Source organism: Candidatus Kinetoplastibacterium sorsogonicusi (assembly GCF_003072465.1).
GTDB lineage: Bacteria > Pseudomonadota > Gammaproteobacteria > Burkholderiales > Burkholderiaceae_B > Kinetoplastidibacterium > Kinetoplastidibacterium kentomonadis.
In genome coordinates this window covers 207,501-226,639 of record NZ_CP025628.1, presented here as the reverse complement: position 1 = coordinate 226,639, position 19,139 = coordinate 207,501, and the positions used below count along the sequence as shown (strand labels likewise).

At 27.0% G+C, this 19,139-nt stretch carries 17 protein-coding genes and 2 rRNA genes (1 of these 19 only partly in view); 4 read left to right on the top strand and 15 right to left on the bottom strand.

Annotated elements, in window-relative coordinates; all coding sequences use genetic code 11:
* Positions 1-9: 9 nt before the first annotated feature.
* The 13 genes from truA to CKSOR_RS01015 form a co-directional block, all read right to left on the bottom strand.
* A complete protein-coding gene (truA, locus tag CKSOR_RS01075; protein WP_108673757.1) occupies positions 10-825 on the bottom strand; it encodes a tRNA pseudouridine(38-40) synthase TruA in 816 nt (271 codons plus the stop codon).
* Between the two features lie 63 nt (positions 826-888).
* Complete coding sequence (asd, locus tag CKSOR_RS01070; protein ID WP_108673756.1) at positions 889-2,013, bottom strand: aspartate-semialdehyde dehydrogenase; 1,125 nt, start codon at positions 2,011-2,013, stop codon at positions 889-891.
* 57 nt (positions 2,014-2,070) lie between these two features.
* On the bottom strand, positions 2,071-3,153 hold the full coding sequence (gene leuB, locus CKSOR_RS01065; protein WP_108673755.1) for a 3-isopropylmalate dehydrogenase: 1,083 nt from the start codon (positions 3,151-3,153) through the stop codon (positions 2,071-2,073).
* Between the two features lie 43 nt (positions 3,154-3,196).
* Positions 3,197-3,838: a 3-isopropylmalate dehydratase small subunit gene (leuD, locus tag CKSOR_RS01060; RefSeq protein ID WP_108673754.1), complete on the bottom strand. Its 642-nt coding sequence runs from the start codon at positions 3,836-3,838 to the stop codon at positions 3,197-3,199.
* Positions 3,839-3,864: 26 nt separating this feature from the next.
* A complete protein-coding gene (leuC, locus tag CKSOR_RS01055; protein WP_108673753.1) occupies positions 3,865-5,268 on the bottom strand; it encodes a 3-isopropylmalate dehydratase large subunit in 1,404 nt (467 codons plus the stop codon).
* 81 nt (positions 5,269-5,349) lie between these two features.
* Entirely contained in the window at positions 5,350-6,408 is a 1,059-nt protein-coding gene (aroC, locus tag CKSOR_RS01050; protein ID WP_108673752.1) for a chorismate synthase, read from the bottom strand.
* 117 nt (positions 6,409-6,525) lie between these two features.
* A complete protein-coding gene (gene dusA / locus CKSOR_RS01045) occupies positions 6,526-7,512 on the bottom strand; it encodes a tRNA dihydrouridine(20/20a) synthase DusA (protein WP_150130247.1) in 987 nt (328 codons plus the stop codon).
* A 19-nt stretch (positions 7,513-7,531) separates the two neighbouring features.
* Positions 7,532-8,074 (bottom strand): inorganic diphosphatase, encoded by a 543-nt coding sequence (ppa, locus tag CKSOR_RS01040; protein WP_108673750.1) that lies wholly within the window; start codon positions 8,072-8,074, stop codon positions 7,532-7,534.
* A 36-nt stretch (positions 8,075-8,110) separates the two neighbouring features.
* Positions 8,111-9,379: a heme biosynthesis protein HemY gene (locus CKSOR_RS01035; protein ID WP_108673749.1), complete on the bottom strand. Its 1,269-nt coding sequence runs from the start codon at positions 9,377-9,379 to the stop codon at positions 8,111-8,113.
* Positions 9,380-9,831: 452 nt separating this feature from the next.
* Positions 9,832-10,713: a succinate--CoA ligase subunit alpha gene (sucD, locus tag CKSOR_RS01030; RefSeq protein ID WP_108673748.1), complete on the bottom strand. Its 882-nt coding sequence runs from the start codon at positions 10,711-10,713 to the stop codon at positions 9,832-9,834.
* Between the two features lie 19 nt (positions 10,714-10,732).
* A complete protein-coding gene (sucC, locus tag CKSOR_RS01025; protein ID WP_108673747.1) occupies positions 10,733-11,893 on the bottom strand; it encodes an ADP-forming succinate--CoA ligase subunit beta in 1,161 nt (386 codons plus the stop codon).
* A gap of 589 nt (positions 11,894-12,482) precedes the next feature.
* Positions 12,483-13,535, bottom strand: a complete 1,053-nt coding sequence (recA, locus tag CKSOR_RS01020) for a recombinase RecA (protein WP_108673746.1) — start codon at positions 13,533-13,535, stop codon at positions 12,483-12,485.
* 64 nt (positions 13,536-13,599) lie between these two features.
* The gene (locus tag CKSOR_RS01015; RefSeq protein ID WP_234411228.1) at positions 13,600-14,634 is read right to left on the bottom strand and encodes an aspartate carbamoyltransferase; all 1,035 of its coding nucleotides are present in this window, start codon (positions 14,632-14,634) and stop codon (positions 13,600-13,602) included.
* Between the two features lie 218 nt (positions 14,635-14,852).
* Here CKSOR_RS01015 and CKSOR_RS01010 point away from each other — a divergent pair, with 218 nt between their 5' ends.
* The 4 genes from CKSOR_RS01010 to rsfS all read left to right on the top strand — a co-directional run bounded on the left by CKSOR_RS01010 (position 14,853) and on the right by rsfS (position 18,227).
* On the top strand, positions 14,853-15,584 hold the full coding sequence (locus tag CKSOR_RS01010; protein ID WP_108673744.1) for a YebC/PmpR family DNA-binding transcriptional regulator: 732 nt from the start codon (positions 14,853-14,855) through the stop codon (positions 15,582-15,584).
* 94 nt (positions 15,585-15,678) lie between these two features.
* A complete protein-coding gene (gene purD / locus CKSOR_RS01005) occupies positions 15,679-16,968 on the top strand; it encodes a phosphoribosylamine--glycine ligase (protein ID WP_108673743.1) in 1,290 nt (429 codons plus the stop codon).
* Positions 16,969-17,257: 289 nt separating this feature from the next.
* A complete protein-coding gene (gene nadD / locus CKSOR_RS01000; RefSeq protein ID WP_108673742.1) occupies positions 17,258-17,875 on the top strand; it encodes a nicotinate (nicotinamide) nucleotide adenylyltransferase in 618 nt (205 codons plus the stop codon).
* Positions 17,876-17,885: 10 nt separating this feature from the next.
* The gene (gene rsfS, locus CKSOR_RS00995; protein ID WP_234411227.1) at positions 17,886-18,227 is read left to right on the top strand and encodes a ribosome silencing factor; all 342 of its coding nucleotides are present in this window, start codon (positions 17,886-17,888) and stop codon (positions 18,225-18,227) included.
* Between the two features lie 75 nt (positions 18,228-18,302).
* On the opposite strand, the gene rrf is transcribed toward rsfS, so the two are convergent.
* Positions 18,303-18,415 (bottom strand): 5S ribosomal RNA (gene rrf / locus CKSOR_RS00990).
* Positions 18,416-18,568: 153 nt separating this feature from the next.
* Positions 18,569-19,139: ribosomal RNA gene (locus tag CKSOR_RS00985) — 23S ribosomal RNA — on the bottom strand (it continues 2,306 nt past the right edge of the window).

Genomic DNA, 19,139 nt, shown 5'->3' with positions numbered 1-19,139 from the left:
ATTAAATTTTTATTGAAATTTGAAAATAGAAAATAAGTTATTATTTTCTATTCTAGATTCTTGTAAATTAAATTTATCTGGATATATAATGGATGATAAATATAAACCATATGGGGAGAATGTACATATAGGTTTTTTATTGTATGGATCATTAATTAAATTAATAAACCAATCTTCATTTTTTTTATCTGATGCAACCTGTAATAATGCTCCTATAATGTTTCTTACCATATGATATAAAAAAGCATTACCTTTAATATTAAAAATTATAAAAGAACCATATTCATATATATTGAAATCATATATAGTTTTTATAGGATTTTTAGATTGGCATCCTGATGATCTAAAATTATTAAAATTATGAGTTCCTAGTATATTTTTAGATAAATTATGAAGTTTATTGATATTTATATCTTTAAATGTCCAACCTACTTTTTTATATAGAATACTAGGTCTAATCTTACCTCTATATAAAATATATGTGTAGTTTCTAGCAATAGCACTAAATCTTGAATGAAATTCAAAACTTAAATTACGTGCCCATAATACAGATATACTACTTGGTAAAAAAGCATTAGTGCCTCTTATCCATGATTTCATATCTCTATTAATTATAGTATCAAAGTGAATAACTTGTATTATTGCATGTACACCTGCATCAGTTCTACCAGCACATATTATAGAAACTTTATGTTCACAAGAAGACGAAATAAATTTACTTATAGCATATTCTAAAACATCTTGAACAGTATTTTTATGTTTTTGAGTTTGCCATCCTAACCATTTAGAGCCATCATATGAAATGCCCATTACTATTCTATTCATAATATATTATCCTAAAAAATATTTAATATATTTTTTAGGAAATTTTTTTGTTAATACATTAATTTAATTTTCTAAAGCTATACGTAACATACGACGTAAAGGCTCAGCAGCACCCCACAATAGTTGATCACCAACAGTAAAAGCACTCAAATATTGTTTACCCATCGATAAATGTCTAATACGGCCTACAGGTATATTTAATGTACCTGTAACAGCTACAGGAGTTAATTGTGTAATGGAAGATTGCTTATTATTAGGAATCAGTTTAGACCATTTTGTACTTTTAGATATAATATCTTCTACTTCATCAATAGGAACATCTTTTTTCAGCTTAATTGTTAAAGCTTGACTATGACAACGCAAAGCACCAATACGTACACATAATCCATCAATAATAACTGATGATAACCCCTTATTTTTTCTATTCAAAATTTTATTAGTTTCAACGCTTGCTTTCCATTCTTCCTTAGAAATACCATTTTCAAGATCTTTATCAATCCATGGAATCAAATTTCCTGCTAACGGAATACCAAATTGTTTTACAGGTAAACTAATATCTTTTTGTGTAGATAAAACTTCTCTATCGATATCTAATATAGCAGATGCAGGATCATCTAAAAGACCTTGTATAGATTTATTAATGATTCCGAATTGTGTTAATAATTCTCTCATATGTTGAGCACCACCACCCGATGCAGCTTGATAAGTCATAGAAGAGACCCATTCTATTAAATCAAGATGAAATAAACCAGCTAATCCCATTAACATACAACTAACAGTACAATTACCACCTATGAAATTACGTATACCAGATTTAAGAGAATTTTGAATTACATCTAAATTTACTGGATCTAATACTATTACTGAATTATCTTCCATTCTTAAAGTACTTGCTGCATCTATCCAAATTCCATTCCAACCAGATGATCTTAATTTTGGAAATATTTCAGATGTATAATCACCTCCCTGAGTACTGACAAGAATAGGTAATTTTTTAAGTGACTCTATATCATAGGAATTTTTAATTTTTTCTGTACCTTCTAGCCATGATGGCTTACAAATACCAGAATTATTACTTGAAAATAATACTGGATTTATAGAGAAAAAATCACCCTCTTCTCTCATACGTTGTAAAAGTACAGATCCGACCATACCACGCCAACCAATAAATCCTACTGATTGATTCATTTTAATCATCCTTATTTGATAATTATTATTGTTATAAAAATTGATAAATATAATTAATTATTTATTAGATAATTTTTTTAAAATGGCATCACCCATTTCTTTTGTACCAACTTTATAATATCCTTCTTCATAAATATCAGAAGTTCTTAATCCATCATTAAGAACTTGTTGTACTGCATTTTCTATTTTTAATGCATCTTTTTCTCTATTTAAAGAATAACGCAATAACATAGCTGCTGATAATATTGTTGCTAATGGATTAGCTATATTTTTTCCAGCAATATCAGGAGCTGATCCATGACTTGGTTCATATAATCCTTGTTTATTTGCATTTAATGATGCTGATGGTAACATACCAATAGAACCAGTTAGCATAGAGGCTTCATCTGATAATATATCTCCAAATAAATTACCAGTTACAATTACATCAAATTGTAAAGGATTTTTTACTAATTGCATCGCAGCATTATCTATATACATATGTGATAATTCAACATCAGGATAATTTTTAGAAACATCTATTATGATGTTTCTCCAAAATTGCGATGTTTCTAAAACATTAGCTTTATCAATACTACATAACTTTTTGTTTCTAGAACGTGAAATTTCAAATGCTATTTTTGCTATGCGACGTACTTCTGATTCTGCATATCTCATGGTATCGAAACCTTCTAAATCATCTATAAATTCACCATCTATTACTTTTCTAACTCCACGAGGCATACCAAAGTATACATCACCTGTTAATTCTCTAACTATTAATAAATTTAATCCAGAAACAATTTCTTTTTTCAATGTCGATGCATTTAATAATCCAGGATATAAAACAGCAGGCCTTAAATTAGCAAATAATTTTAAAGATTTCCTTAATCCTAAAATTGCTTGTTCTGGGCGTAAATGTCTTGGTAAATTATCATATTTCCAATCACCAACAGCACCAAATAAAACTGCATCACTTTTTTTGGCTAATTCCAATGTAGATTCTGGTAACGGATGTCCTAATAAATCAAATGCTGCTCCACCAATAGGTGCTTCATTTAGTATTAATGTAGGATCTATAAATTTAATAACACGAATAGCTTGTTCGATAATTTCTGGTCCTATACCATCACCAGCTAATACAGCAATATTTTTACTCATTTAAAATTCCAAAAAATTTAAAAAATATAATTTTTAACTTATATTAAAATACATTTTTCAACCATATATTTTTTTTAAAATAATTTTCTTCAAATGATTTGATTTTTTCAGCATAACGTAATGTTAATGCTATATCATCTAAACCATTTAATAAGCAATATTTTCTAAAATCATCTATATTAAAAAATATTTCTTTACCAGAAGGTAAAATAATAATTTGTTTTTCTAAATCAATACTTAATTTTAATATATCAGATAATGCTTCTTTAAAAAGATAATCAATTTCATCATCTGGCAAAATAATAGGTAATAGACCATTTTTAAAACTATTATTAAAAAAGATATCTGCAAAAGAAGGCGCTATAATTACTTTAAATCCATATTGTATTAAAGCCCAAGGAGCATGCTCTCTACTAGATCCACATCCAAAATTTTTACGAGTTAATAAAATAGATGCATTATTATATGGAATTTTATTTAAAATAAAATCTGGATTAATAGGTCTAGAGCTATTATCCATTCCTGGTTCACCATGATCCATATATCTTAATTCATCAAATAAATTGGGACCAAAACCTGTTTTTTTTATAGATTTTAAAAATTGCTTTGGAATAATTAAATCTGTATCTATATTTTCTCTGTCTAAAGGTGCAACTATACCATAATGATTTTTAAAAGCTTGCATATTACATGAAACCTTTTTATTTTTAGTTAATTAAATTTACGAATATCTACAAAATGTCCAGCTATAGCAGCTGCTGCAGCCATAGAAGGGCTTAATAAATGAGTTCTACCTTTTTGTCCTTGACGTCCTTCAAAATTTCTATTAGATGTAGAAGCACATCTTTCTTCTGGATTTAACCTATCTGCATTCATTGCAAGGCACATAGAACAACCTGGATCTCTCCATTCAAAGCCAGCATCCATAAAAATTTTGTCTAAACCTTCCTGTTCTGCTTGTTTTTTGACTATTCCTGATCCAGGAACTACCATTGCTTGTTTGACATTATTTGCAATTTTTTTACCTTTTATTGTTTTTGCTGCTAATCTTAAATCTTCTATACGAGAATTAGTACAAGATCCAATAAATACCCGATCTATATATATATCGGTTAAAGGTATATTAGGTTTTAATCCCATATATTCTATAGCTCTTTCAATACTTTTTTGTTTAACAGGATCTTTCTCATGCATTGGATCTGGAACTTTTGAATCTATAGATAATACCATTTCTGGTGATGTACCCCATGTTACTTGAGGAGTAATATCTGCTGCATTTATATTAATAATAGAGTCAAAAATAGCATCTTTATCACTATGAAGATTTTTCCAAGATTCTACTGCTAAATCCCAATTTTTATCTTTAGGAGCAAATGGTAAGTCTTTAAAATACTCTATAGTTTTATCATCTACAGCTACTATACCTGATCTAGCACCTGCTTCTATAGCCATATTGCAAACAGTCATACGACCTTCTAATGATAAATCCATAATAGCCGAACCAGAAAACTCTATTGCATAACCTGTACCACCAGCTGTACCAATTATTCCAATAATATATAATATAATATCTTTAGCAGTACACCCTATTGGAAGTGCTCCATTAACATTAATTAACATGTTCTTACTTTTTTTCATAAGAAGAGTTTGAGTAGCTAATACATGTTCTACATCTGATGTACCAATACCCAAAGCTAATGCACCAAAAGCTCCATGTGTACTAGTATGAGAATCACCACAAACAACTGTCATTCCAGGTAGTAAAATGCCTTGTTCTGGACCTATTACATGAACAATACCTTGCCTAATATCATTCATACTAAACTCTTTTATATTATATTTTTTACAATTATTTTCTAGAGTTTGTACTTGTAATTTGGATATAGGATCTGATATACCATTAATCCTATTAATAGTAGGAACATTATGATCAGCTACTGCTATATTAGATTCAATACGCCAAGGTTTTCTATTAGCAATAGATAATCCTTCAAAGGCTTGAGGACTAGTTACTTCATGTAACAATTGACGATCTATATATAATACAGATGTACCATCTGATTCTTGATAAATTACATGAGAATCCCACAATTTATCATATAAAGTTTGGTTCATAAAAATCTCTTTATAAAAACGAAATAAGAATAAATAGATAAATAAATCTAATTTGATATTTTTTAATAAAATTAATTTTAATTATCCACATTGACCTCTATTTAATAAAAAATGATCCATAAGAATAATAGCTAACATAGCTTCTGCTATTGGTATGGCTCTTATTCCAACACAAGGATCATGTCTACCAAAAGTCTGTACTATAACTGGATTATTATTTATATCTATTGAATGTCTAGGTATTCTTATACTAGAAGTTGGTTTAATAGCTAAAGAAACATTTATAGGTTGTCCAGTAGAAATACCTCCTAATATACCTCCTGAATGATTGGTTTTAAATCCTTCAGGATAAATTTCATCACCGTGTTCTGAGCCTAATTGTTCTACACAATTAAAACCAGAGCCTATAGATACACCTTTTACTGCATTTAATCCCATCATAATATATGCAATATCTGCATCTAAACGATTATATATTGGTTGTCCTAAACCAACAGGTATATTTTCTGCTATTATTTCAATACGAGCACCAATAGAATCACCTTTTTTTCTAAGTTGATCCATATATTCTTCAAGTTTTGATATTATTTCAATATTTGGTGCATAAAATAAATTTTTATTAACATGATCCCAAGATATAAAAGGTATATGAATTTTACCAAGTTGACTCATATATCCACGGATAATAACATTATTATTTTCTAATAACCATTTTTTTGCAATAGCACCTGCAGCAACAGTAGGAGCTGTCATTCTAGCAGATGATCTGCCACCACCTCTTGGGTCCCTAATTCCATATTTTTTATAATATGTAAAATCAGCATGACCAGGCCTAAATGAGTTAGCAATATTAGAATAATCATTACTTTTATGATCAATATTTTTAATCACCATAGCTATTGGGGATCCAGTTGTTACTCCATTATAAATACCTGATAATATCTCAACTTTATCAAGTTCTTGCCTTTGAGTAACATGGCGTGAAGTACCTGGTCTCCTGCGATCTAATTCTTTTTGTATATCATCAATATCCAATTGTAGCCCTGGCGGACAACCATCTACTATACATCCTATAGCTGGACCATGAGATTCACCAAAATTTGTAATACGGAATAAATTACCTAATGAGTTACCTGACATAAAAGATATGATATAAGTTAATTTTTAAAATGAAAATGATAAAATACTATACTAAAAATTTTTGTATAAAAATACATACAAGTTAATATGTATATTAACTTGTACAAAAAAACAACACTAATGAATAAATTTGTTAATTTCAAATAATTCATTCCAACTATCTAATGCTACCATATAGTCATGAGATGAACAATTTGTAAGATTTTTTCTCCAAATTTTACTACCTGGAATACCACTTATAAATTTAGAAAGAACTTTAGCTATTGGTTTTATATTATATGTTTTATAATATTCTCTTTTCATATATTCTGTCATTATTTGAATAACTTCAATATCGCTCTTTAGTTTGTCTTCTTCCCAAATATATTTAGCAATATTTGAAATAATACGTGGATTATTTACAACTGCTCTTCCAAGCATAATTCCATCTAATTTAGATAATTCTAATATAGATTGCTCTACATTGTTTAGCCCACCATTTAAAACAATAGTAGCATTAGGAAAATCTCTTTTTAATTTATATACAAAACAATAATTTAATGGTGGAATCTTTCTATTTTCTTTAGGAGACATCTTATCTAATATTGCATTTCTAGCATGTACTATAAATATTCTACATCCAGTATCATAAATTTTACCTACAAAATCACACAAATAATCATATGAGTAATTATGATCCAGCCCAATACGATGTTTAATAGTGATTGGTATATAGTTAACAGCATCCATCATTGATTTTATGCAATCAGTTATAACAGATGTATGCTTCATTAAAATAGCACCAAATAAACCATGTTGCACTTTATACGAAGGACAACCACAATTTAAATTGATTTCATCAAAACCAATTTTTTCTATTATTTTAGCTGCTTTATACATCATAGATGCATTATTACCTCCCAATTGCAAAGCAACAGGATGTTGTGATGGACAAAAATCGAAATCTTTAATAATCTTATTTGTATTTAAAACAGCATTTACATGCAACATTTCAGTATATAAACGAGTATTTTTAGATAATAACCTTAAAAAAAACCTATAATGAACATCAGTAATACCCAACATAGGAGCTACACATAGTTGCCATTTGTTTTTATTATTCATTACAATTTTGTTAAAAATATTAACTTTTATTAGAATTTTCAATATATTTTTTATGGCTATCAAGAATTTCTTTATGAGCTATATCAATATTTTCCCATTTATTTACTTTTACCCACTTACCCTTTTCTAAATCTTTATAGTGTTCAAAAAAATTTTGAATTTTTTCCAGCTCATATTTAGATAAATCTAAATAACTAATTATTTTGTTATATGGAGGATAAATTTTACCAATAGGTAATGCTAAAATTTTTTTATCCTGACCTGATTCATCTTCCATATCTAATAAACCTATAGCACGACATTTAATTGCAGTACCAGTTTGTATTGGATAAGGAGTAATTACTAATACATCTGATGGATCACCATCATCAGATAATGTTTCAGGTATATATCCATAGTTACAGGGATAACGCATAGAAGTTAACATAAAACGATCAACAAACACTACACCTGAATCTTTATCAACTTCATATTTCACAGGATCAGAATTCATTGAAATTTCTATAATTACATTAAAACTATCTGGCAATTTAATGCCAGAATCAATATACTTTAAACTCATATATCACCTTATAAAAATTTAATCAAATAATTAATATTATAACGGATTATTTTTAATATCATCTATTGGTAATATTAAATTAGAAAAATCTAAAGGCAAATTGATTGTATAACTAAATAATAGCTTCCAGTATTTTTCAAAATCATTTTTGCGATCAAGTATTTTATATAAGTTACAAAGTAATATAATAGAATTTATTTTTTTAGTTTTATTAATATTGCTTGATATACTTTTAATAAGAAAATATTCAGTTTGCCCCCATAATTGATTTAAAAAACATAAATAACCAATATAATAAAATAAAATAAAATTATTTGGTTTTTTTGATAATAATGATTCTAATATTGCTAATTTTTTAGGAATTCTTTTAATACTATCATTAGTATATTGATCTAATATTTTTGTATCTAATATTTTTGTATTTTCATGAAATAAATAATCTTCTATTAATCTTGAAGAAGAATCATAATATCCAAAATTTTTGTAAGTACAAGAACCTGCTAATACTATTTCTGGTAATATTTTTTCATATTTTTGTAAACTATCCCATATTTTGATAAATTCTTCATAAGATTGACTATCATAAATTAATTTAGGAATTAATAATTTATTATTAATAATATAAGTATCTTTATTAATAATTTTCATATGCAATTGTTTTTTATTTAAAATAAATGCTTCTTTATAATTTTTCAAATGTAAATTAATATTTAACATTGTCATCATTGCAAAAGATTTAAATTCTTTTTTTTTCATTAGAAAATTTAATATCAATAAACATTCATCAAATTTTTTTTCTTTAAGTAGTATATGTGTTAAAAAAATATTGTTTATTGTTTTATAGTATTTTTGATATGTAAAATTTTGAAAGTCTTTTAATCTATTATTAACATCTTGTAAGTTATTTATTTTCAAATTTAATTTGATCAATAATATCAAAGCAATATATTTAAAATATTGATAATTATTTAAATTATATAATTTTTCTAAAAAAGTTTTAGCTTCCAAATCTTTATCAATTATTAATAATATGATTGATTTTTCTAATAAATTTATACTATTTTGAAATATGTATTTTTTTCTCAAATTAGAAATTTTTCTAGGAATCTTAAATAAATCAAAAAATATTTTAATTAAAATATTTGATATATAGAAAAATAGAATTATAGAAAATAAAAATGAAAACAAGGAAAAATGAATATACCATGGATCTAATATTATCCATATATTACCTGGATTAAATTTCAATAAAATTGAGCAAAAAATTGTAGATATTAATATCATTAATAAACGATAATATGACATATAATAAACCTATGTAAATTAAAACTTGATATAGAATATCAGATTTGATTCACAATCATGCAATTGATTGAAACTAATAAACAATATTATTTTGATAAAGTAGATAAATTTTTAAAAAATTATTAAATTTATTCAAAAAAATTAAAAAATTTAATTTTATTGATAATACATATTTCATATTTGTTAAAAATTAAACATATATGTTTAATTTTTGCTATTTAAAAATGCTTGAAAATTATAAATTTTCATATTTTAAAATTTAAATAAATACTCAAATAATTGTTATTTTCAGGTTATTATTAAATATTAAATTTATAACTATCACATAATTTTTTTATAATTATAGATAATTTGCTTTATAATAAATTTAGCAAGTATAAAAATAAAGCATAAATTTTAATTAATAAAATTTATGCTTTATTTTTTACAAATTGATAAAATTGATAACTTTGTTAAATTATTGATTTTAATAATTTACCCATTTCAGAAGGATTGCGAGTAGTTTTTATTCCACATTCTTCCATGACTTTTAATTTAGCATCTGCAGTATCAGCACCGCCAGAAATTAAAGCACCAGCATGACCCATTCTTTTTCCTGCTGGTGCTGTCACACCAGCAATAAATCCTACAATAGGCTTACGCATATTATTTTTTGCCCAAATAGCAGCCTCTACTTCATCAGGGCCACCTATTTCACCAATCATTATTACAGCTTCAGTATCTGGATCATCGTTAAATAATTTAAGAATATCAATATGTTTCAAACCATTTATTGGATCTCCACCAATACCAACAGCACTTGATTGACCTAAACCTAATTCAGTAACTTGAGCTACTGCCTCATAAGTTAAAGTACCTGATCTACTAACAATACCAATTTTACCTTTACGATGTATATGCCCTGGCATAATTCCTATTTTTATTTCTTCTGGAACAATTAATCCAGGACAATTTGGTCCTAAAAGTAACGTTTTACTATTCATATGACGCATATGATTTCTTACTTCTAACATATCTTTAACTGGAATGCCTTCAGTAATACATATGACTAAATCTAACTGAGCATTAACTGCTTCTAATATAGCTGCTGCTGCACCTGATGGTGGCACATATATAACTGATACAGTAGCACCTGTAACTTTTTTAGCTTCATTTACAGAAGAAAAAATTGGTATTCCTTCAAAATCTTCACCAGCTCTTTTAGGGTTAACACCAGCTACAAATGCTGATTTTCCATTAGCATAATCACGACACATGCGTGTATGAAACTGACCTGTCTTACCAGTAATACCTTGAGTAATTACTTTAGTGTTTTTATCTATCAGAATTGACATTTTATAAATCCTTTGGAATTTATTTAGTAGCTGTTACTATTTTATTTGCAGCATCTGCCATAGTATCTGCGCTAATAATAGGTAATCCAGAATCAGCAAGCATTTTCTTGCCTAATTCTTCATTTGTTCCTTTCATTCTTACTACAAGAGGAACTTGCAAATTTACAGCCTTACATGCTGATATTATACCCTCTGCAATTACATCACAACGCATTATGCCACCAAAAATATTTACTAAAATAGCTTTGACACTTTTATTTTTTAACATAATTTTGAAAGCTTCTGTTACTTTTTCTGCTGTTGCTCCTCCACCAACATCAAGAAAGTTTGCAGGTTCACAACCAAATAGTTTGATTGTATCCATAGTAGCCATAGCTAATCCAGCACCATTAACCAAACATCCTATATTACCATCAAGTTGTATATAAGCTAAATCAAATTTACTAGCTTCTATTTCAGCTGAATTTTCTTCGTCTAAATCTCTATATTCTAGTATATCTTTATGTCTAAATATTGCATTTGCATCAAAATTAAATTTTGCATCAAGTGCTATAATTTTTCCTTTGCTATCTAAAATAAGAGGATTAATCTCCACTAATGAAGCATCTGTATCCCAATAAGTTTTATAAAGTTTTTTGAATTCTTTAATGGCGTTTTCTAAGGAAGTATTTGGTATACCAATACTTTTTGCTAAATATTCTGCATCTTTATCATTCAATCCATTTATTGGATCGATAAAAATTTTAACAATTTTTTCAGGAAATTTATTAGCTACTTCTTCTATTTCCATACCACCTTCACTAGAGGCCATCATACAAATTTTTTGTGAACTACGATCAGTTACTATGCCTAAATAATATTCTTTTTGAATATCAGCACCTTCTTCTATTAATAGACGACGAACCTTTTGTCCATCACTACCTGTTTGATGAGTGACTAATTGCATTCCTAAAATTTCAGAAGCATATTTTTGAACTTCTTCAATAGATTTAGCAATCTTTACTCCACCACCTTTACCTCTTCCTCCAGCATGTATTTGAGCTTTCACTACCCAAACTGGACCACCTAGTTTTTTAGCAACTTTAACTGCTTCATCTACAGAAAATGCTGCCATGCCTTGTGGTACTGTCACATCGAACTTTCTAAGCAATTCCTTAGCTTGATATTCATGGATTTTCATTTGTTACCTACAATATTTTATTAAGAACTAAATAATAGCAAAGACATAATTAATATGTCATGAAAATTTTCTTATGAAAGAAAATTAATATATAAAAAATAACATTAAACAAAATATGTATAATTTAATTGTACCAATGCATGTATATTAAATTCAAGCAAAACAGTGATTTATTAAAATATAATTATTTAATAGTTTAAAATATCAAGTCATATATAAAACTTCTTGATAACAAAAATTTTACTTTTTTAATATTCTAATTTATTTATAAATCTTACATAAAAACGTTTATTTAAAATTATCTTTATACGCTCATATTCATTTAATTCAGTCTTTATTTTTTATGTCTGAACTATATAAAAATACTATATTTAATTTTTTTCTATCAAGTGATAAATTTGTTGCAAATCTATCACTTGATAGAAAATTATTTTAGTCTAATGTATCTAATAAAAATTTTATATCATCATTTTCATAATTAAAAATTTTTAGTTTTAAAAACAATTAATATATAGAAAAATCTTTTTTAGATAATAAATTTAATTTTATAGAAATGAATAATTGATTCATTATATAAAAAATTCTTAATCTAAGTAGTCTTTTCATCAATCATATTATCTAATAATATTACCTTACGCACTTGTGTACTATAATGTTCTCTGATCATATTTTCTATTTCTAGAGAAATTTCTTTATTTGTTCTTAAAAATTCTCTAACATTATCTTTACCTTGACCAATTTTATTACCTTTATAACTATACCAAGAACCTGATTTATCTATAATATTTAAATTAACTCCTAAATCTATGATTTCTCCTTCTTTTGAAATACCTGTCCCATATAAAATATCAAATTCTGCTTGTTTAAAAGGAGGAGCTACTTTATTTTTTACTACTTTGACTCTAGTTTCACTACCAATTACTTCATCTCCTTTTTTAATAGAGCCAATGCGTCTAATATCTAAACGTATTGAAGAATAAAATTTCAAAGCATTACCTCCTGTAGTTGTTTCAGGACTTCCAAACATTACGCCTATCTTCATTCTTATTTGATTGATAAAGATAACTATACAATTTGTTTTTTTGATATTAGATGTTAATTTACGTAAAGCTTGACTCATTAATCGTGCTTGTAATCCAGGTAAAGAATCACCCATCTCTCCTTCTATTTCAGCTTTTGGTACTAAAGCAGCAACAGAATCTATTATTACTAAATCAACTGATCCAGATCTTACTAAAGCATCTGTAATTTCTAATGCTTGTTCACCAGTATCAGGTTGAGAAACAAGTAGATCAACTAAATTAATACCTAATTTAGAGGCATATTTTACATCTAAAGCATGTTCAGCATCTATAAATGCACAAATACCACCTGTTTTTTGCATTTCAGCTATAGTATGTAAAGTTAAAGTTGTTTTACCTGATGATTCAGGTCCATATATCTCTATAACTCTACCTCTTGGTATGCCACCAACACCTAAAGCTATATCTAAACTGATAGAACCTGTAGAAACAACTTGTATATCATTTTGTATATTATTATCTCCATAAATCATTACAGAGCCTTTGCCAAATTGTTTTTCAATTTGAGAGATAGTTGTTGCTAATATCTTACTCTTATCATTATTTGTTTTATCGATCATTTACAATATGTTCCTTATTAATTTTATAGATGTTTATACAAAAAATATTTTTTAAAATTTAATATTAAATAGGACGTAAAATTTTTGGACTTTTCCATTTTGCATCTTTCATAGACCTTTCTATTAAATCATCTACTTCTAATAAAGAAGAAAATATTGCCATTCTTATATTAATACCATTATCTGCTTGACGAAATATTGCTAATCTAGGATCTTTATCAAGATCTGTACTAAGATCATAAGATCCAGGCCTACTATCTCTAGGTAAAGGATGCATAACTATAGTATCTTTCTTACAATATAAATTTAATTTTGCTAAATTAATTTGAAAACTAGATTCAGAATCAATATCTATCTCAGAAGTAAAACGTTCTTTTTGTAATCTTGTAGCATATATCACATCAACATTTTCTAGTCCACTAGTTATAGAATTTTTTTCCTCTATTACATTACCTTTAGTAGAAGCTTGGTCTATTAAATATTTTGGCATTTTTAAAATATTAGGTGAAATTAATGAAATTTTAAGACCTTTATAAAGAGATAATAATTTTATAAGTGAATGTACAGTCCGACCATATTTTAAATCTCCTACTATAGCTATATGGGATCCATCTATAGTTTTATTTAATTTATCAAATTCAGTTAATATGGTATATAAATCTAATAATGCTTGACTAGGATGTTCTCCAGGACCATCTCCACCATTTACTACTGGAATATTTGTTGCATTAGCAAATTGAGCTACAGATCCAATTTCTGGATGTCTAATTACCATAATATCAACATAGCCACTAATAACTTTGCTAGTATCACTAATAGATTCTCCTTTAGCCATCGAAGAAAATGTAAATCCTGTAGTATCACATACAGATCCTCCAAGTCTACAAAATGCAGCTCCAAAACTTACTCTAGTTCTAGTGCTAGCTTCAAAAAATAAATTCCCTAATACTGCTCCTTCCAAAACTCTACAAATTTTTTGTCGAGTTGTAATAGGTTTCATCATATCTGCTATTCTAAAAAGTTTTTCAACACTATCTCTATCAAATTGGTCAATAGATAAAAGATGGTTTGTGTTATTATAACTAATAGTATTTTTCAAAGTTTTATTCCTATTTTTAATAATTATAATATTTATATAAATTATAAACTATCAATATAAAGTAGTAATATATAAATTAGTTATTGATTATATGTGAATTATTTTTTTAATATTAATAATACAAATCATATACTGATAGAAGTATAATAAACATCTATCTATAGATAAATAGATTTTTTATGATATATTTTTAATCAATTATATGTTTTAGGTAAATTATGGCTGGACATAGTAAATGGGCTAATATTCAACATCGTAAAAATCGTCAAGACTCCAAAAAAGGAAAACTTTGGACAAAATTAATTAGAGAAATTACAATTGCAGCACGTGAAGGTGGTAAAGATATTAATAATAATTCAAAACTTCGTATAGCATGCGAAAAAGCTAATAATGTAAACATGCCAAAAGATAATATACAAAGAGCGATTAAACGTGGTATTGATAATACCCAAATGGATTATATTGAAGCTAGGTATGAAGGTTATGGTATTTCTGGATCAGCTATTATAGTTGATACTATGACTGATAATAAAATTCGTACTACCTCAGAAGTAAGAAGTATTTTTAATAAATACCAAGGTCATTTAGGTCAAGAAGGTTCTGTATCTTTTTTATTTAATTATTGTGGACAAATTGTATTTTCACCTAATATTATAGAAAATGCAGATATAGAAAATAAAATTATAGATATTGCCTTATTTCATGATGCAGAAGATATTATTGTAGATGATGATGGGTTTATTGAAATAATTTGTGCTCCTAAAAAATATAGTGAATTACATTTAGATTTTAAAAATTTAGGATTAAAAACAGAAATAGAATGCTTGACTATGAAACCTATTAATGAAATTAGACTTAATGATAATGATCTTATTAAATTTAAAGAAATGATAGAAAATTTACAAGCTCTTGATGATATAAAAGAAGTATATTCAAATGTAATTTTTTAAATTGTTAAATATAGCATAATAATTACATTCTAATTTTATGTCTATTATTAATTATATTAAAAAATTTTTTTTAAATTAAAAATTGTGGTTAATTATGAAATTACTAGTTATAGGATCTGGTGGTAGAGAGCATGCTCTTGTTTGGCGTTTATCTTTATCACCAAGAGTGAAAAAAATTTATGTATCACCAGGAAATGCTGGTACTGCTAATAATGACCGTATAGAAAACATATCTGAAACAGATATAAACGATCTAATTAATTTTGCGAAAATACATAATATAAATATGACAATTGTAGGTCCAGAAGCTCCTTTAGCTGCTGGAATAGTTGATAATTTTAGAGAAGCAGGATTAAAAATTTTTGGCCCAACTAAAGCAGCAGCACAGTTAGAAAGTTCAAAAATTTTTGCTAAAAATTTTATGATAAAACATAAAATTCCTACTGCTAAATATGCTTGTTTTGAAAATGCTGTTGAAGCACATAACTATATAGATAATGAAGAAATGCCTATAGTAATAAAAGTTGATGGGTTAGCTTCAGGAAAAGGTGTAGTGGTAGCTAAAAGCAAAGAAGAAGCACATGATGCTATTAATAAATTTACTAATAATTTTTATAGCCAAAATATATTAATAGAAGAATATTTAGAAGGAGAAGAAGCATCATTTATAGTAATGTCTGATGGAACTAATGTATTAGCTTTAGCAACAAGTCAAGATCATAAAAGACTATTAGATGAAGATTTAGGTCCAAATACTGGAGGTATGGGAGCATATTCACCAGCAAGTATAATTACTCCTGATATATATAATAGAATTATGAGAGATGTAATTTTACCAACTATTAATGGTATGTCTAAAGATGGTATACCATTTACTGGATTTTTATATGCTGGCGTTATGATATCAAATAAATTAAATAATTCTGCTGAAAAAGATATAAAAATATTAGAATTTAATTGTCGTATAGGAGATCCAGAAGCTCAACCAATCATGATGAGGATGAAAACAGATTTAGTAGATATTTTTGAGCATGCTATTAATAATTCCCTTGATAAAGCAGAAATTATGTGGGATCGTAGAACTGCTGTAGGTGTAGTTATTGCTTCAAAAGGATATCCAGATAATCCTGAACTTGGATTTCCTATAACTGGGTTACCAAAAGATACTGATGAATGTGTAGTTTTTCATTCAGCTACAAAAAAATTAAATAATGAAATTATTACTTCTGGTGGTAGAGTATTATGTGTTACTACATTGGGAGATTCTATTCGTATAGCTAGAGAAAAAGCTTATGATATTATTAGTAATATTCATTTTGATGGAATGCAATATCGCAAAGATATAGGATGGCGAGCTATGAAATCTAACAAAAAAAATAATTAAAATATATAAAAAATTTATTAAGAATATCAAATTATTTTTATATTGATATTTTTAATAAATTAAAATATCAATATATTATGTCTTTACTAAAAATCAATTAAATAATTTCAATTGTAATGGTATTTAATATATTAAGTTTTAATGAAATAAAAATTTTTTAAATTTATTTTATTTGATAGAGATCAATTTTTAGTATAGAATCAATCGTCAAAATATATTTTTTATTTGAATTTTCTTTAAATTTTATTAAAAAAATATGAATTCTTCAAAAAATTTATAACAAAATGGAATGTATAAAGAACATATAGGAATTTTAGGCGGCAGTTTTGATCCAGTACATAAAGGTCATATAGCTATAGCAAGAAGTGCTATTAATATTTTAAAACTTAATAAAATATTATTAATACCATGTGCTATACATTCTCAAAAATCTCAATTAATAGCTTCTATTAAACATAGACTATCTATGTTAAAAATAGCCGTCCAATATGAAAATAATATTTATGTTGATGAAATAGAAACTAAAGTTAATGAAATTAACTATACTATAGATACTATAAAATATTTTTATACTCAAAGAAAAAATCATATATATTATTTAATAATAGGATCAGATCAATTAATTAATTTTTGTTCTTGGCTAGAATGGGATAAAATTATTGATTTAGTAGATTTAGTTGTTTTTTCACGTGCTAATAAAAAAATATTTATACCAAATGATCTAAATCGTAAATTACTAGAAAAAAATAAATATATAAGATTATTGCCAAATCTATTTCACAAAATTTCATCAACTTCTATAAGACATAAAATAAATAATAAAAAATTAAACTTTGATAAAATTAATGAACTTGAAAAACCTATAATAGAATATATAAAAAAATTTAATTTATATATTAATAAATAAAATAAATCATATGAATATAGACAAAAATATCAATAAATTAGAATTCACTATAATAAATGCTCTATCTGATATTAAAGCACAAGATATTAAAGTATTTGATACTAATAGAGAAACAAGCGTACTTTTTGATAAAGTTATTATTGCTACTAGTACATCAAATACTCATACACGTGCTTTAGCATATAATACTATAAAACAAATCAAGAAAAAATTAAATTTAAAATCCATTAGAGTAGAAGGTGAAAAAAATGGTGAATGGATTGTAATTGATACAAGCTATATTATTATACATATAATGCAATCTAAATGTAGATCATATTATAATATAGAAGAATTATTTAATACATTTTAAGAACCATAAAACCATTAAAGCATAAAAAAACCCTAATATAATTTAATATATTAGGGCTTTTAATTAAAAAAAGAAGCCTGACCATAACCTACTTTCACAGATGTACATCTACTATCATCGGCGCAAAAGCGTTTAACTTTCCTGTTCGAGATGGGAAGGAGTGGATCAACTTTGCTATAGTGATCAGGCAAAACCTTTAAGATTATATAAAATTATAATCCTTAAATCAATTCGAAGAAACACAACTTCTATATATTAATTAATTTAATTAATAAAAAATAGATCGCATTATATTATACAATTTTCTTAAAATATATAATCAATATAACCTTTAGAGTTATAGGATCAAGCCTCACGGGCAATTAGTATCGGTTAGCTGAATACATTACTGTACTTACACACCCGACCTATCAACGTTCTGGTCTTGAACGACCCTTTAGGGAGATCTAGTCTCCGGGATACCTTATCTTCAGACGAGTTTCCCGCTTAGATGCTTTCAGCGGTTATCTCTTCCATACTTAGCTACCCGGCTATGCCATTGGCATGACAACCGGTACACCAGAGGTATGTCCACTCCGGTCCTCTCGTACTAGGAGTAGCTTCTGTCAAGTATCCAACGCCCACGGCAGATAGGGACCAAACTGTCTCACGACGTTTTAAACCCAGCTCACGTACCTCTTTAAATGGCGAACAGCCATACCCTTGGGACCTGCTTCAGCCCCAGGATGAGATGAGCCGACATCGAGGTGCCAAACACCGCCGTCGATATGAACTCTTGGGCGGTATCAGCCTGTTATCCCCAGAGTACCTTTTATCCGTTGAGCGATGGCCCTTCCATTCAGAACCACCGGATCACTATGTCCTGCTTTCGCATCTGTTCGACGTGTCAGTCTCACAGTTAAGCACGCTTAT